The following is a 13,661-nucleotide window of genomic DNA, read 5'->3' as shown; positions in this document are numbered from 1 at the left end:
GAAGCATATGAAGAAATCCAAACAGAGGTACCAGAACAAGAAATACCACTAGAAGAAGTTCCAAACGATATGGAAGTATATGAAGAAATCCAGACAGAAGTACCAACGCAAGAACTTCCATTAGAGGAAGTATCAGCAGATCATGAAACATTTGAAGAAATCCCATCCGATATCCCACAACAAGACATTCCAACAGAAGAAATCCCGATGGATATTTCAAGAGAAGAAATCCAGTCAGAACAGGACATTTCAACAAATATCCCACAACAAGAAATCTCAACACAGGAAGTATCCACGCCGATTGAAACAGATGTAAATGAACCGTTAATACCAGATACAATTCGTACAGATGTAAGTGAAGAAGGTGTCATTGTCCCACGTACAACAGAAACAAGTTCTCCTATATCAAATGCCGACATTCCAGATGCTATTTCTGCAGAAGTGAGTGAAACAGGGCAAATTGTTGCTAAAAAACCTAATATAGATGTCGAGTCAACTGTACAAGTGTCGAACTCTTCTGACTCGTTTATCCCAACAGAATCCGTTTCCACTTCTGATTTGGCACAAGTAAATGAGAAAGAAGTAAGCAAAAGTGAGCCGATTCAAGAAAAAGCGGTAACGATCGATACGCCAGATATACAATATGGAGCTGTAGCCGCTGGAAGTGAAAATTGGATGCCTTCTACTGATCCACAAAACTTAGATAACTTAGATGATTTGGAGCCACCAAAAAAAGATGAGTAGAGTCCTAGTTTTATAGGACTTTACTATCTTTTTATGAAAAAAGGAGCGATATAGATATGAAACATTTGGGATTAACTTGCATGAAAATGGTGAGTATCAGTATTTTTCTTTGTATCGGGTGTTTGGGGTGGATGAATATAATCGTTCTTTTCATACAGAGAGAATGGCCTACAGACTTGTTAGGATGGATTGGCTTAGGGTTACTTATTTGGTATACGCTCATTCTTCTTACTCTTCAAATCATCCATCGGGAGACACATTGTCGTATTGATGATAGGGCCAAACTAGCCTTTTTCATTTGGTTTGTAGGAATCGGTCATTTTGGATTATTAGACTTTATACAAAACCAGCAATCTACTGTATTAACGTTTCTATTTCATACTTTTGCGATTATACCCATTCTTTTAGCTCTTGCATATGGGGTAATCGTTAAAAAGCATTCAAATCAATTATGATTCGTTTCGTAAGGGGGGAGGGATGAGATGAAACCAGAAATAAAAGAAGTCGTAGATAAAGCGATACAAGAAGATATTACGCAAGAACAAAAAAAGAAGAAGAAAAAGAAATCCTGGTTACTGACATTTCTTTTTGGGAGTTCTACTTTCACTATAGGATTGTTCGTCTGTATTGGATTTCTTTTATTTATCATTTTGGGGCAAGGCATTGGCAAAAAAGAAGAGGAAGCGCCAGCAACCATCCCAAGTAATGGAATGACGGTTTGTCGGCCAGGTGGAAAAACAGTGGCACCAGAAGAACTACAACCCCACCTGGGCGGCGTTTTTACAGGGAAAGCACAAGCCTTTTTAAATGCAGGAACACAAAACCAAATCGATCCCGTTTTACTAGCGGCCATTGCAAGATTGGAAACGGGTAACGGTACTTCTAATGCAGTAAAGAACTATAACAATCCTGGGGGCCTCATGGACCCTAGCAGTTCACAAATGAAAGGGTTTATGAAGTTTGCCACTTTGGATGAAGGAATCAACGCTATGGCGCGAAACTTATATAAAAACTATATCGGTATGGGGATTACAACAATAGAAGCAATTGGAGCAAAATACGCACCACCAGGAGCCGCAAATGATCCACATGGTACAAATGGGTTATGGCCTGTATTAGTAACAAAATTTGTGGCGCAAATGGGCGGCCTTACTTTTAATTGTGAAGCGGGAAAGCCAGGCGGCGTTGTAGATACTGGATCAGCAAGCTCACAAGGGTTTATTCGTCCTATCGCTCAAACAACGATTACAAGCCCATTTGGACCACGCTGGGGCACAATTCATAAAGGTATTGATTATTCTTGCCAGGACGGTGTCACCGCAATTGCCGCGTCGAAAGGTGGCGTTGTAGAGTGGGCGAAATTTGGCGCTTCTGGTTCGGGTTTTGGCGGCTATGGAAACGTAGTTGTCATTAATCATGGGAATGGATATTGGAGTTTATACGGTCATATGTCGTCTATTACTGTACAGGAAGGGCAAAATATTGGAGTTGGTCAACAGGTAGGAGTTTGCGGAAGAACAGGGCAGGTAACGGGGCCACATCTTCACTTTGAGATCAAAACATCTTTGATGTTTGGTCAAGTCGACCCAGCGCCGTATTTGCCGAAATAAGCGGAAAGAAAGGGAGGATTAGGGATGAAACAGGGAATCGTTGGTTTAGTCATACTTGTACTGGTGGGTATCAGTTTATGGTTATGGAATCAAAATCGCACTTTACAGCACAAAGTCGAGCAAACGGAAAAGAAATGGACGGAACAAGTAAAAGAGCTAAAAACAGAGAATCGAGCATTGGAAAAGCGCGTGACAGTTTTAACAGAAAATACCCAAGATAAAGGGCAAGAAGTGGCGAAACAGTTTGTAGAGCTGTTAATACAGAATGATAATAAACAAAAAGAAAAGCCAGGGTTTGAGAAAATCAAAGAAATGATAACAGGAGAAGCACGAAACAAATTATTAAACGCGCCAGAGGATGAACATAAACATATAGAAGATGATGGCTCTATGCATATTCAAACGAAAGCAAAGATAACAGATATGTACTATATCAAAACCGCTGATAATAAAGCGGATGTAACGGTTAAATATGATTATCTTGTAACGATAGATGGAACAGAACAACAAGAAAAACACACAATGAAATTAAATTTATTATTAGAAGGTGACAAATGGTTTGTAGAAAATTACGAGTTTCAAATCAATACAGGAATTGAAGGACCATAGAGAAAGGAATGAGGGGGAGTTGATACATCAAAATGTATTGCATCACATTGGATATGAAATATTGCAAGAAACGTTTGTATTAATTCGAAATGTCTTTTCCTATGCAGAGGAAGACGAATACAGTGTAACGTATGTACGAGACATTGTAGATGCTTTGCATAATATCCCGCATTCCATTCAGAAACAACATGATAAATTCCTAGAATTTGAGTTCAAACTGTTAGAGGAAACATTAATGCAAATGGACTTTGGAAAGGTTGCCGCGCAAAACATTCCTTATTTTAAAATGTATGCGGCACGTGTACAGCAATTGTTACAGAAGCGCTATAAAGAGGTTTAATCGAGTGGAAATGGGGCGATAAAGAATGATCGTATTGGGAATTGGGCTGTCAGTTTTGCTGATAGCCTTTTTGTTTATCCAAGTATATCCGTTTCATGAACAAAAGTTAGAACAAAGAAAATATGATGAATATGGAATCTGGATCATTATTTGTACAGGGGTATGCCTTTATGTTTCACATCATTTTTTACAGGAAAACATGTGGCAATGGGGATTGAAAATCGCTGGTGCAACCTTTTTTACAGGCGTTTCAATTGGATGTGTTGGAAAACAATGCATATATGATTTTCAACACAAAAAGTTTCCGTTTCAGAAAAAATGACGTTTCAGATTCGTTTGTAATTGATTTTAAAGAGTTTATCAATACATTTGGTATTGAAAAGGATTACGTCTTTTATTTGGTCTTTTAAGTGGTTTAAATGAGTTTTTAGAGAAAAAGGGGTGTAGGGATGATTTTTTTTAAGGTTATTGCATATATTGTGCTAAGTATAGGAGTTTGTACGCTTGTTTTGGCAGGAATAGCCGCGGTTGTAAAGAAACAAATGATAATCGCAAATATAAACCTATTATTGGCCATGTATTATTTTTGTTCGGGAAGTCTTCTGTTTTTGTGCACGTTATGGGAAACACAAGATATTTTCCTACAAGGCCTCACCATACCATTTCGGGAAAATTGTACGTTTAGACACAATTTGGACACATTTCAAGCGTTTTCTGTACGTTAAGAGACATCTGTCCAGAAAATCTTATGTTTATGGACAGATGATAAAACTCAATAATATCAACGTTTTCTAGCTATAACTGTGTTCATAAAGTGTGTAAATAAATCAATGTTCAATTAAACTTAGATTTTTATCTTTCTGAACATGCACTCATCTTTAAAAAACACTGTAATAATAAGGGTTTGTAGTCCTTAGCGTACAATTTTCCCGAAATGATATGGTGACCCCTACAAGCCTTTTTGATTTTAATTGTGGGAATTGCGATCATCCGATTAAGAAAAAGCTGGTATGTACCGCAAATGCGTACCCATCTTCAAAAACTACAGGAGCAAGCGACAAATAAGAATGATCTGTGAGGAAATCCATGAAAAAAGGAGTGGAGAAATCTTGATACATCAATATGAATTGAACTTTTCAGTGATGTATAGTGGCAAGGTAACAGGCTCACAATCTACAATTATTCCAGCAAGTTCTTTAGAGGAAGCAAATGAAAAATTACAATCGGAAGTAAAGAGGCGATTAGGAAAATGTAGTATAAAAGTGAATACAGCAAGTTTATGTGTTTCCGAAGATAGTCGGTATGCAATCGAACAAAAATAAAAGGGGAAAAGTCTTGTTTCTACAGCAAGGCTTTTTGTTATTTTATCGTTTTCTGACAGAAGACTCCTTCCTCAAGCGTGTGAAGGGCGTTTTTTAAATCAAATAATATTTAAAAAATAAAACTAAGTTTATCTCTTTTTATAATATCCAAATAAAAACCCAGTGATCTCATGCATACATACTGAAATCATTGGGTTTTATAGGTTTAACATTTTATATCTTTTGGTAAAATTCATAAATCTTTTCTTTTTTTAATAGAGGGGATTCATTGCTTATCTTATAAATTAATTTTTTGTTTATCGTTACTATAAATTTCGATAATGTAAGAGTCGCCTCCAATCCATTTGCTTACTTCTTCTGTTTTAAACAGATCAGTAATTTCTTTTTCTAATTTCTTCCCAAATTCTTTGGCACCTGAATCAGCGCTACTAATTTTTGCATTTATAGTTAAAACATACGGCTGTTCTGTTTCAATATTCATTTGATGGATCTCTGAACCCTTATACTCATTTTTGGTAAATATATTTTCCAAAATAGAGCCGGTAACCTTATTCCATCTTTTTTCTTTCTCCACAACCATCATATCCCGTTCCTTTATATTGATTGTGTACGGCTTAATCCCTTGATTATTCAGTTGATTATTAATTTCTTTTTTTACTTTAGATGAATCTTCAGTATCAGCAATTTCTATATCTAACCTTCTTGTATTTTCGTCCCATATAGCAGCACTAACAAAAGATTTTTTATCTACAGTTTTATTAACTACATCCATAACTTTTGAACCTTCACTCTTGGGTTCTTCTGTATTCCCCTGACAGGAACACAGTAAAACAAGTGATAATACAGAAATACATAACAATTTTCCCTTTCCCATTTAATTACCTCCTTAATTATTCCTAACTTTGTAATATTCATCATTCATGTTACGGTAATTATATTTTTATATAGAATATTCTTTTTATTATATCAAATTTTGGGATAGATTTTATTCTTTTCCTTTCCCAGTAATTATAATAAGCTATTGAGAAAAAACAATTTAATACTAGACAGAGAATCATACTCATATTAATAAAAGAAAAACACTCAATTGAGTGTTTTTCTTTTATTAATATATAATTTTGAAGAAATTAATATTAAAATCTCCTCATTTTTCATGTGAATAGAATTATCAACTTATTGTTTTATTGATGGAAAACTGTTCCACCACTTAAAGTAATTGTACCACCATATTCACTCATATTTGCGAGTTTTAGACTATAATACGTATAATCTTTTGTAAGGTGCCCAATTGGTATATTTAATCCTCCAGTAAACGAACCATTTACTTTATATCTACCTTCTTGAGATCCATCATGATATACATAAATCCCTAATCCATTTGTAGTACCAGGGGATTCTACCGCAACACTTTGAGGTTTTTTAAATGTTGCTCCACCTCTAATCCATAGTGAACTACTAAATTGTGCTTTACTAAAAGATGTTGTATTTAAAGCTAACGGACCTACATTATCAATATATTGGAACGCTGATGTAGGATTAACAGAGAATTGCGCATTAAACGCTTCAATTTCTTCTTTTGTATAAACTTTAACTAAATTATCGTTTTTATCATACACTTCAACACTCAATTCCTGATTTTGTGTTTCACTAGCTACATTATTTTGTTCATAATTTACAGTCGGAACTGGAGTTGATTCTTCTGCAAACACAGCTGTTGAAGGAAGTATAACTCCTAACGCTATAGCACTTGCACCTAATTTACCTAGTTTCTTTTTCAACATACTATCATTCTCCCATTCATATTTTTTTATAATATAAAAAGTCGAGATATGATGTATTTCATAGCTAGTCTTGTATCCCTTATATTCATCATACATTAATTGGTATAGTTTTTGGGTTTAATTTTACAAAAAATTCTATATTTTGATAAATTAGGCTAATAGCCGAAAGGATTTGTTGAATTAATTGTGTTATTTTGTATAATAAATTCAAGTTTTTTTACAATCAATAATTGTTCGTTCTATGAAGCAAACGCTATAAACAGGCCCTTATGTATATTTACGTAAGAGCTTGTTTGCATGCATATCGCTCTTTTATGTACAATGAAAGAAAAACATCTTATGAGATGGGGAGAGGAAAACCCATGTCCAACCAACAATTAGTGAATTTACGCATTGATTTTGCTTTTAAACAATTATTTGGCACAAGTGGAAATGAAGATATTTTAATTGCCTTTTTAAATGCTATGTTACAAGGTTCTTTAGAATCCCCAATTGTTTCCTTGCAATTAGAAGACCCACACTTGCATCGAGAACATGAAGAGGATAAATTATCAATTTTAGATATTTCCGCAACATTAGATACGGGAACAAAGGTAAATGTGGAAATACAGCTAAATAATAATCATGATATGATTAAGAGAAGTTTATATTACTGGGGAAGGCTATACACATCCCAACTTCAAAAAGGAATGCCATATAGTTCTCTTCATAAAACAATTACGATTAATTTATTAAACTTTGTGATGTTTCCAGAATATGAAGCATTTCATACAACAGGAATCCTATGGAATCAACAACAACAGAAGATATTGAGTAGTGATATCGAAGTTCACATCGTGGAGATTCCAAAACTCATGCAACAATGGCGGAATGAACAATTAAATCCCTGGGAAGATTCATTTGTTCGTTGGTTGTTATTACTTCCAGCGAATGAGGATGAACACCTAACCCAAACATTGGAGGATATTGCGATGAACCAAGACCCGATTTTACAAAAAGCGATGAATAAATGGGAACGTATGAGTCAAGATTCTTCTTTCCGACAAGCGTATGAAGCAAGGGAGAAAGCTTTGATGGATGAAGCCGCGAAGTTCGCTCATGCTCGTAATGAAGGAAAGAAAGAAGGGCGTCAAGAGGGAATTGAAGAAGGCAAAATCCAATTGATTCGTGGAATGCATAAAAATGGAATGCCAATTGAGGATATTGCAAAATTTACGAATTTACGTATTGAAGAAATACAAGGAATTTTACAATCATAAATAAATTAACAAATAACACCTACAGATATATCTGTAGGTGTTATTTGTTAATGAACGCCCCCGCCTGGAAGGTGATGACCACCAGCATTTCCATGTGCATATTTCCAACCTACACCTGGTTCATTAATATAATAACCAGTGTTTCCATCTGCGTATTTATAATTTATATATTTCATTTGAATTCCTCCCCTTTTGGTTAATACTTATATAGTCGTTTAGACCCAAATAAAGCTTGAGGATTACTTTAGTATTTTCGTTGCTTAGCCATGCTGATAAATGGTTCATATGTACTCGTTTCATCAAAAGGATGTCCGAAACCATATTCACCTTCTTTTGCATGATAACCGTATGTGACAATGCCTACACCTTTCGTGTTGCTTTCAGGGAAATAGATAAGGACTTTGGCTTCTTCGGAATTAGATAGGTGTAGAGAAGTGTATATTTGGTCTATTAAGTCTTTATTAATTCTATTGATTGCACTTGTTCCTCTTGTACCCCAGCCAATATCATCATAAATATGTAATAAGTTATTTTCTGTATCAACATATAACTCAAAATGATTACATCCCATATTGTGAAAGTTTTTTGTTATTAAATGGAATCGATTATCACTAATATTGGGAAATAAAAATACATCATAAGTTTCACTAGCAGTAATAACACTAGCTTGTTCATTATTTGATGATTTTTTGAACATGATAAATCCCTCCTCAAGAATATTTCCGTATTATAAATAATTTATAATAAAAGTAAACTATTGTTTAATTATATATTATTTAACAGAATATATATAATATTTTAAATTGTATATTGTGAGATGGGAAAATAGTTAGTTTTACAAAATATATAAAAGGATTTTCAATTTCACACACGCTTAATTAGTTGAATTTGAAAAATGTCATTATCCGTAATACCAAGCACCTTCATTTCCTCTTTAAAAGAGCGCCAGGGTTCAACCCTAATGGATTTAGTACTTTTATCTCTTAACGTATACTCTCTTATATAATATGATTTCTGTTTCTTATGTTCTTTCATTGTGAAGCCTCCATTGTGATAATAAGAAGGAGAGGAAAACACTTTAAATAAAGTGCTTTCCTTTTTTAACATGTATCTGTGACCTACAGTTTACTCTTCAATAATGATTATATATTCATTCAATAATATTTTGGGTTTAATTTTTGATCTTTGATTGGAGTTAATCTGTTACTGATTCAAATTAGCACAAATGTAACTAATAGTATAATTATTGCTGATTTGGTTAGGATGGTGACATCAGGGCCATGAAGAGGTGACATTTTGGGAGTAACAATTAAGATAATGAAATATCAAATTTTATGTCCAATGAATGTCGATTGGACAATATTTGAAAAGCATTTACGAAACTTAACATATCAGGTCAGAACGATAAGTAATCGAACCATCCAACAATTATGGGAGTTTGATGCTTTATCTTTTGACTACTTTAAAGAAAGAGGGAGCTACCCTACTGTCCAAGATTTGTATGGGTGTACACAGAAGAAAATTGATGGTTATATATACCATACATTACAAAGTAAATATCCAGATATACATAAGGGAAACATGTCTACCACTCTTCAAAAAATTATAAAAACGTGGAAGAGTAGAAGAAATGAAATTAGAAAAGGTGAGATGTCAATTCCTTCTTTTCGAAATCGCATACCAATTGATCTCCATAATAATTCAGTAGACATAATAAAAGAGAAGAATGGAGATTATATTGCTGGTATATCTCTTTTTTCGCGAGATTTTCATAAGGAAAATGACGATGTCCCAAAAGGGAAGATTTTTGTAAAGTTATCTACTCAAAAACAAAAAAGCATGAAAGTTATTTTAGATCGATTAATGAATCAAACATACAGCAAAGGCGCATGTATGATTCATAAATACAAAAATAAGTGGTATTTATCAATTACTTATAAATTCAATGCTATAAAAGAAAATAAATTTGATAAAGAATTAATCATGGGAATTGATATGGGTGGAATAAATACAGTTTACTTTGCATTTAATGAAGGATTTATTCGTAGCAATATTAAAAGTGATGAAATTAAAATATTTAATGAAAGAATTCGACAGAGACGTATCAATTTATTGAAACAAAGTAAATATTGTAGTAATAGCAGAACTGGAAAAGGTAGGACGAAACGATTACAGCCAATAGACGTGTTAAGTAATAAAATAGCTAAGTTTCGAAATAGTACTAATCATAAATATGCAAACTATATAGTGAAACAGTGTCTAAAGCATAATTGTGGGCGTATTCAAATGGAACTTTTAAAAGGTATATCAAAAAATGATAAGATTCTTAAAGATTGGACTTATTTTGATTTGCAGGAGAAGATCAAAAATCAAGCAGAGATTCATGGAATCGAAGTTATTAAAATTGCCCCAGCATATACGAGTCAACGATGTAGTCAATGCGGATATATTTGTAAAGAAAATCGTTGTACACAAGCTGTTTTTGAATGTAAGCAGTGTGGATATAAAACACATGCTGATTATAATGCGGCGAAAAACATTTCTATCTATGACATCGAAAATATTATAAATAAACAATTAGCGGTACAAAGCAAATTGCATTCAAAAAAATGTATGGAAGAGTATATAGAAGAGTTAGGATACCTGGATTAATGTAGGTGATTGGGTTCCATATTAAATAATCTGGTGGATTTACACGCCATAAATGGAGAAGTAGCACATAAGAAATTTACCAAGTGCCAACACTCCGTAAGGTAGTATCGAATGTAAATAAACATTGATGCGTGGGCATTTTTCATGCTCTGAAGGGTGTAACACAAAAACCGTTACACGATACATCTAGTTACTGGTAATATAATGTTTAATATCCATCTTATCAGTTTTTTTCGCATCTGTTAAAGTATCTATCTTTATTTCATCGGGGTTTAGTATTAACATAAGATGTATTTAGATATTTGATACACTGTCGTTTCAAAGTACTCACCGTGTTTAGTATTAACATTTAGATCGTAACGCAAATGAAATTAACATAAGGTGTATTTAAATATTCCTCCCTTGAGGTCAATCAAAGTGAATTTAACGTTTAACATTAACATAAGATGTATTTAAATTATCTACGTATTCTTGATATCTTCCTAAATTAAAATGTTTAACATCAACATAAGATGTATTTAAATCAAGATGAGATAAAATAAAAGATTTTCGCGTACTTTTTTAACATGAGGTGTATTTAAATAGGTTTACAAAAGAATTACACTAAGTTAAAAAAGTGAATTTTATCAATACGAGTTTTTTCTTTTACATATTAAAATGAAAGTACCCTTTCAATGTATACTGACCCCTTCACAAATTGTGAAGGGAATTTTTTATTCAATAAATGAGTTTTACAAAAGATACAAAATGTTAAACTCATAAGAATCAGTGATATCATGCGTTTTTCTATGGTATTACTGGTTTTTTTCGCTATAAAATGAAAAGAAAAAGATTGTCAGTTTAACAAATTATAGTTATAGTTAAACTAAGTTTTACATATTATAGCTTACAACATAGAATTAGGAGGTCATGTTTTATGACGAAAGGGGGACGAAAACCTGGGGCAAAAGAACCAATTCGTTCAATAGAAAAAATTGAAGAAATGAAAGATTGGCTTTTGCAAAATTCCTCATATCGAAATTACTTTTTATTTTATTTTGGAATTAATACAGGTTTACGCATTAGTGATATTTTACGATTACGTGTAAAAGATGTTCGAGGGAAGCATGTTATAAAAATTAAAATGGAAAAAACAGATACAACCGTAGAAGTATATTTCAATACGGTTTTACAACAAGAGATTGCGAAGTACACAAGTAATCGAGCTGATTCTGATTGGCTATTTCCAAGTCGTCAAGGAGATAAGCCAATCACAAGACAAATGGCTCATACGTTTTTGCATAAAGGAGCACAGGCTTGTGGGATTGATTCAGATCATTGGGGAACACATAGTATGCGGAAAACGTTTGGCTATCAGTATTATAAAAAAATGAAAGATGTGTATTATTTGATGAAGTTATTTGGTCATGCGACGCAAAGACAAACACTACAATACATCGGTGTAGAAGCTGATGAAATCCGTAAAACAATGGAGGATTTTACTTTATAAGAATCCAAAGGAGGAAACCAGAATATGAAAGAGGGGAAATTAGAACAGGAAAATAAATCTCAAAAGTACGAACGTATTTTTATCATCTCAATTCTTACCACGATAGTTCTTATTATTGGAAGTATAGTTGTTGTAGAGTATACGGGTTTTAAATATATTATGTACTTAGCATTAGCAATTCTAGTCAGTGTAGCTTTTACCAACGACATGCAAAAAAGATATAAGAAATACTCTAATTTAAGTAATAAAGAATAGGAGGGGTATAGATGAATCTTGTGAATTTTGAAGTTCTAAAAAATTATGAAGCACCCAGCGTTTATTTTTGTGAACATGCAATGAAGCATAGTTGTTTGATTGCAATTCCATCCTGGAATTGGAGTTTCTTAATGGATTATACGATTGATTTTAAAGATGAAAAGCCTATGTTAATGAAAGCGTTGGAGAAGTATGTTTCTTATGATTTGGTGGAAAATGTTGCAGATGCATTTTATGATTATGTATTTAGCGAATTCAATTAAGGTTTTCATAAGGGGGAGCATAATGAATTTTAAAGGGGCTGTAAGTAGTTTTTTAGTAATGGGATTATTATTTTCGGGATGTTCAGCAATTCAAAATTCAAATCATGCAAAACAAGCGAGTGGATCACAAGATATTGCACAAGTTATAGGGTTTCCATCAAATAAGTATCCAGAAACCGCGGCACATATTAAAGATGCGATTGCAAATGGTAAGACAGATATTTGTACAATTGATCGAGATGGTGCCGCTGAAAGAAGAAAACAGTCTTTAGCAAATTTTCCAACGAAAAAAGGATATGATCGGGATGAATACCCAATGGCTATGTGTCGTGAAGGCGGAAAAGGTGCGGATATTAAATATATAAAACCAGCTGATAATCGCGGCGCTGGCTCGTATATAGGTAACAAAGTGGAGAAATTACCAGACGGGGCAAAAGTGAAAATTGTTGTGAAATAAAAAAGAGGATGTATTCAAAATGCATCCTCTTTTTTTTGAAAATAAAGAATTTTAAGTGGTAAAATTAAGGGAACAAAAATAACTTTAATAGTTATCTTATTTTGTATAAAAGGAGAGTGAAATCAAATTGGATTTAGCACAAAGACTACATGTTAAAAATAAACATTTGGATTACTTACTCTTTGGCGATTGGCCAGAATTAAAGGGGCTGTTCGAAAATATATCTTCATGGGTTGGTGGCAGTAATGATGAACAGGAAGCAAAATTTTTGCTAACTGAAATGGTATGCTCTATTTTTGAGGTTCCGTTTAACGTGACATTTGGTTATCGAGAACATATTATTAACAAAATCAAAAATAAACCAGGTTATACAATGATTGAACAAGAAATGAAAACGGAAATTGCTCGGCTAAATAATGTAACACAAGAAAAACTTAAAACAGAGTGTAAAACAAACAATGTATTACTATATCGAGGTTTAAATCGAAATGAGCTAGATTATTTTTATAAAGACTCATCCAAAATAAAAACTAATATGTTATCTTCGTTTACTATTGATCCTAATCGCTATTGTAAAGAGGTTCAAGTTGCAGTAGAAGTTCCAATTAAAAGTATCTTGTTTTATGAGAATTTATGTCCTATGAAAGAAATAATAGAAAAAGATTATGCTTTTTCCTTAGGCTTACATGTGGAAAGAGAAGTGATTGTTTTTAATGAAGAAGAGTTTTTGGAAATTAAAGAAGTTACCTATACAGATGAAAGAGGAAAAAGATTAAGAGAAGCTGAAGAATCATTTTAGCGGCATGTAATTTACTATTTATTAAGTACAAGTTAAAGAATTACTAGATGTAAAAATTGATGATATTTAGGTAGAAATCAT

At 33.1% G+C, this 13,661-nt stretch carries 18 protein-coding genes and 2 pseudogenes; 15 read left to right on the top strand and 5 right to left on the bottom strand.

All coding sequences use genetic code 11. The features are described 5' to 3' along the window. The 8 genes and pseudogenes from ACS2MN_RS29040 to ACS2MN_RS29005 form a co-directional block, all read left to right on the top strand. Nucleotides 1–744: pseudogene (locus ACS2MN_RS29040) on the top strand (CPBP family intramembrane glutamate endopeptidase); the annotation flags it as partial. Between the two features lie 56 nt (nucleotides 745–800). Further along, entirely contained in the window at nucleotides 801–1,199 is a 399-nt protein-coding gene (locus ACS2MN_RS29035) for a hypothetical protein (protein WP_086387823.1), read from the top strand. 27 nt (nucleotides 1,200–1,226) lie between these two features. Beyond that, nucleotides 1,227–2,354, top strand: a complete 1,128-nt coding sequence (locus ACS2MN_RS29030; protein WP_438894847.1) for a peptidoglycan DD-metalloendopeptidase family protein — start codon at nucleotides 1,227–1,229, stop codon at nucleotides 2,352–2,354. 24 nt (nucleotides 2,355–2,378) lie between these two features. Next, a complete protein-coding gene (locus ACS2MN_RS29025) occupies nucleotides 2,379–2,963 on the top strand; it encodes a hypothetical protein (RefSeq protein WP_431188011.1) in 585 nt (194 codons plus the stop codon). A gap of 19 nt (nucleotides 2,964–2,982) precedes the next feature. Beyond that, complete coding sequence (locus ACS2MN_RS29020; RefSeq protein WP_438894846.1) at nucleotides 2,983–3,303, top strand: hypothetical protein; 321 nt, start codon at nucleotides 2,983–2,985, stop codon at nucleotides 3,301–3,303. A 25-nt stretch (nucleotides 3,304–3,328) separates the two neighbouring features. Next, nucleotides 3,329–3,625, top strand: a complete 297-nt coding sequence (locus tag ACS2MN_RS29015; RefSeq protein ID WP_086387827.1) for a hypothetical protein — start codon at nucleotides 3,329–3,331, stop codon at nucleotides 3,623–3,625. 127 nt (nucleotides 3,626–3,752) lie between these two features. Then, nucleotides 3,753–3,962 (top strand): annotated as a pseudogene (locus tag ACS2MN_RS29010) (hypothetical protein); the annotation flags it as partial. 450 nt (nucleotides 3,963–4,412) lie between these two features. Beyond that, nucleotides 4,413–4,625 (top strand): hypothetical protein, encoded by a 213-nt coding sequence (locus ACS2MN_RS29005; RefSeq protein ID WP_087969588.1) that lies wholly within the window; start codon nucleotides 4,413–4,415, stop codon nucleotides 4,623–4,625. A gap of 277 nt (nucleotides 4,626–4,902) precedes the next feature. Here the strand turns inward: ACS2MN_RS29005 and ACS2MN_RS29000 are convergent, their stop codons facing one another. Together ACS2MN_RS29000 and ACS2MN_RS28995 are read right to left on the bottom strand one after the other, a co-directional pair. Further along, complete coding sequence (locus ACS2MN_RS29000) at nucleotides 4,903–5,499, bottom strand: DUF4030 domain-containing protein (RefSeq protein ID WP_438894845.1); 597 nt, start codon at nucleotides 5,497–5,499, stop codon at nucleotides 4,903–4,905. A 307-nt stretch (nucleotides 5,500–5,806) separates the two neighbouring features. Then, entirely contained in the window at nucleotides 5,807–6,406 is a 600-nt protein-coding gene (locus ACS2MN_RS28995; protein WP_438894844.1) for a hypothetical protein, read from the bottom strand. Nucleotides 6,407–6,768: 362 nt separating this feature from the next. Here ACS2MN_RS28995 and ACS2MN_RS28990 point away from each other — a divergent pair, with 362 nt between their 5' ends. Beyond that, nucleotides 6,769–7,665 carry an Rpn family recombination-promoting nuclease/putative transposase gene (locus ACS2MN_RS28990; RefSeq protein WP_438894843.1) on the top strand — a complete coding sequence of 299 codons (897 nt, stop codon included), beginning with the start codon at nucleotides 6,769–6,771 and terminating at the stop codon, nucleotides 7,663–7,665. Between the two features lie 47 nt (nucleotides 7,666–7,712). Here ACS2MN_RS28990 and ACS2MN_RS28985 read toward each other — a convergent pair whose 3' ends face one another. The 3 genes from ACS2MN_RS28985 to ACS2MN_RS28975 all read right to left on the bottom strand — a co-directional run bounded on the left by ACS2MN_RS28985 (nucleotide 7,713) and on the right by ACS2MN_RS28975 (nucleotide 8,700). Beyond that, nucleotides 7,713–7,841, bottom strand: a complete 129-nt coding sequence (locus tag ACS2MN_RS28985) for a hypothetical protein (protein WP_256972365.1) — start codon at nucleotides 7,839–7,841, stop codon at nucleotides 7,713–7,715. Nucleotides 7,842–7,909: 68 nt separating this feature from the next. Continuing rightward, nucleotides 7,910–8,362 carry a hypothetical protein gene (locus ACS2MN_RS28980; protein WP_438894842.1) on the bottom strand — a complete coding sequence of 151 codons (453 nt, stop codon included), beginning with the start codon at nucleotides 8,360–8,362 and terminating at the stop codon, nucleotides 7,910–7,912. A gap of 167 nt (nucleotides 8,363–8,529) precedes the next feature. Next, a complete protein-coding gene (locus tag ACS2MN_RS28975; protein ID WP_168388058.1) occupies nucleotides 8,530–8,700 on the bottom strand; it encodes a hypothetical protein in 171 nt (56 codons plus the stop codon). A gap of 261 nt (nucleotides 8,701–8,961) precedes the next feature. Here ACS2MN_RS28975 and ACS2MN_RS28970 point away from each other — a divergent pair, with 261 nt between their 5' ends. The 6 genes from ACS2MN_RS28970 (at nucleotide 8,962) to ACS2MN_RS28945 (ending at nucleotide 13,580) form a co-directional block, all read left to right on the top strand. Beyond that, nucleotides 8,962–10,317 (top strand): RNA-guided endonuclease TnpB family protein, encoded by a 1,356-nt coding sequence (locus ACS2MN_RS28970; protein ID WP_438894841.1) that lies wholly within the window; start codon nucleotides 8,962–8,964, stop codon nucleotides 10,315–10,317. 916 nt (nucleotides 10,318–11,233) lie between these two features. Continuing rightward, on the top strand, nucleotides 11,234–11,806 hold the full coding sequence (locus ACS2MN_RS28965) for a tyrosine-type recombinase/integrase (RefSeq protein WP_438894840.1): 573 nt from the start codon (nucleotides 11,234–11,236) through the stop codon (nucleotides 11,804–11,806). A 24-nt stretch (nucleotides 11,807–11,830) separates the two neighbouring features. Next, nucleotides 11,831–12,061, top strand: a complete 231-nt coding sequence (locus ACS2MN_RS28960) for a hypothetical protein (protein WP_438894839.1) — start codon at nucleotides 11,831–11,833, stop codon at nucleotides 12,059–12,061. Nucleotides 12,062–12,072: 11 nt separating this feature from the next. Beyond that, nucleotides 12,073–12,324 carry a YueH family protein gene (locus ACS2MN_RS28955; protein ID WP_098001567.1) on the top strand — a complete coding sequence of 84 codons (252 nt, stop codon included), beginning with the start codon at nucleotides 12,073–12,075 and terminating at the stop codon, nucleotides 12,322–12,324. Nucleotides 12,325–12,346: 22 nt separating this feature from the next. After that, nucleotides 12,347–12,781 carry a NucA/NucB deoxyribonuclease domain-containing protein gene (locus ACS2MN_RS28950; protein ID WP_438894838.1) on the top strand — a complete coding sequence of 145 codons (435 nt, stop codon included), beginning with the start codon at nucleotides 12,347–12,349 and terminating at the stop codon, nucleotides 12,779–12,781. A 127-nt stretch (nucleotides 12,782–12,908) separates the two neighbouring features. After that, the gene (locus tag ACS2MN_RS28945) at nucleotides 12,909–13,580 is read left to right on the top strand and encodes a hypothetical protein (RefSeq protein ID WP_438894837.1); all 672 of its coding nucleotides are present in this window, start codon (nucleotides 12,909–12,911) and stop codon (nucleotides 13,578–13,580) included. Nucleotides 13,581–13,661 lie beyond the last annotated feature (81 nt).

Origin of the sequence: Bacillus cereus group sp. BceL062 (assembly GCF_051780025.1) — a bacterium.
Lineage (GTDB): Bacteria > Bacillota > Bacilli > Bacillales > Bacillaceae_G > Bacillus_A > Bacillus_A toyonensis.
Note: the sequence above shows the minus strand (reverse complement) of the source record. Positions and strands in the feature narration are given on the sequence as shown.

What these genes read in the sequence shown, in the direction of transcription:
- ACS2MN_RS29035 (WP_086387823.1), top strand. Translation starts at nt 801, where the DNA reads ATGAAACATTTGGGATTAACTTGCATGAAAATGGTGAGTATCAGTATT.
- ACS2MN_RS29030 (WP_438894847.1), top strand. Translation starts at nt 1,227, where the DNA reads ATGAAACCAGAAATAAAAGAAGTCGTAGATAAAGCGATACAAGAAGAT.
- ACS2MN_RS29025 (WP_431188011.1), top strand. Translation starts at nt 2,379, where the DNA reads ATGAAACAGGGAATCGTTGGTTTAGTCATACTTGTACTGGTGGGTATC.
- ACS2MN_RS29015 (WP_086387827.1), top strand. Translation starts at nt 3,329, where the DNA reads ATGATCGTATTGGGAATTGGGCTGTCAGTTTTGCTGATAGCCTTTTTG.
- ACS2MN_RS29000 (WP_438894845.1), bottom strand. Translation starts at nt 5,499, where the DNA reads ATGGGAAAGGGAAAATTGTTATGTATTTCTGTATTATCACTTGTTTTA.
- ACS2MN_RS28995 (WP_438894844.1), bottom strand. Translation starts at nt 6,406, where the DNA reads ATGTTGAAAAAGAAACTAGGTAAATTAGGTGCAAGTGCTATAGCGTTA.
- ACS2MN_RS28990 (WP_438894843.1), top strand. Translation starts at nt 6,769, where the DNA reads ATGTCCAACCAACAATTAGTGAATTTACGCATTGATTTTGCTTTTAAA.
- ACS2MN_RS28985 (WP_256972365.1), bottom strand. Translation starts at nt 7,841, where the DNA reads ATGAAATATATAAATTATAAATACGCAGATGGAAACACTGGTTATTAT.
- ACS2MN_RS28980 (WP_438894842.1), bottom strand. Translation starts at nt 8,362, where the DNA reads ATGTTCAAAAAATCATCAAATAATGAACAAGCTAGTGTTATTACTGCT.
- ACS2MN_RS28975 (WP_168388058.1), bottom strand. Translation starts at nt 8,700, where the DNA reads ATGAAAGAACATAAGAAACAGAAATCATATTATATAAGAGAGTATACG.
- ACS2MN_RS28965 (WP_438894840.1), top strand. Translation starts at nt 11,234, where the DNA reads ATGACGAAAGGGGGACGAAAACCTGGGGCAAAAGAACCAATTCGTTCA.
- ACS2MN_RS28960 (WP_438894839.1), top strand. Translation starts at nt 11,831, where the DNA reads ATGAAAGAGGGGAAATTAGAACAGGAAAATAAATCTCAAAAGTACGAA.
- ACS2MN_RS28955 (WP_098001567.1), top strand. Translation starts at nt 12,073, where the DNA reads ATGAATCTTGTGAATTTTGAAGTTCTAAAAAATTATGAAGCACCCAGC.
- ACS2MN_RS28950 (WP_438894838.1), top strand. Translation starts at nt 12,347, where the DNA reads ATGAATTTTAAAGGGGCTGTAAGTAGTTTTTTAGTAATGGGATTATTA.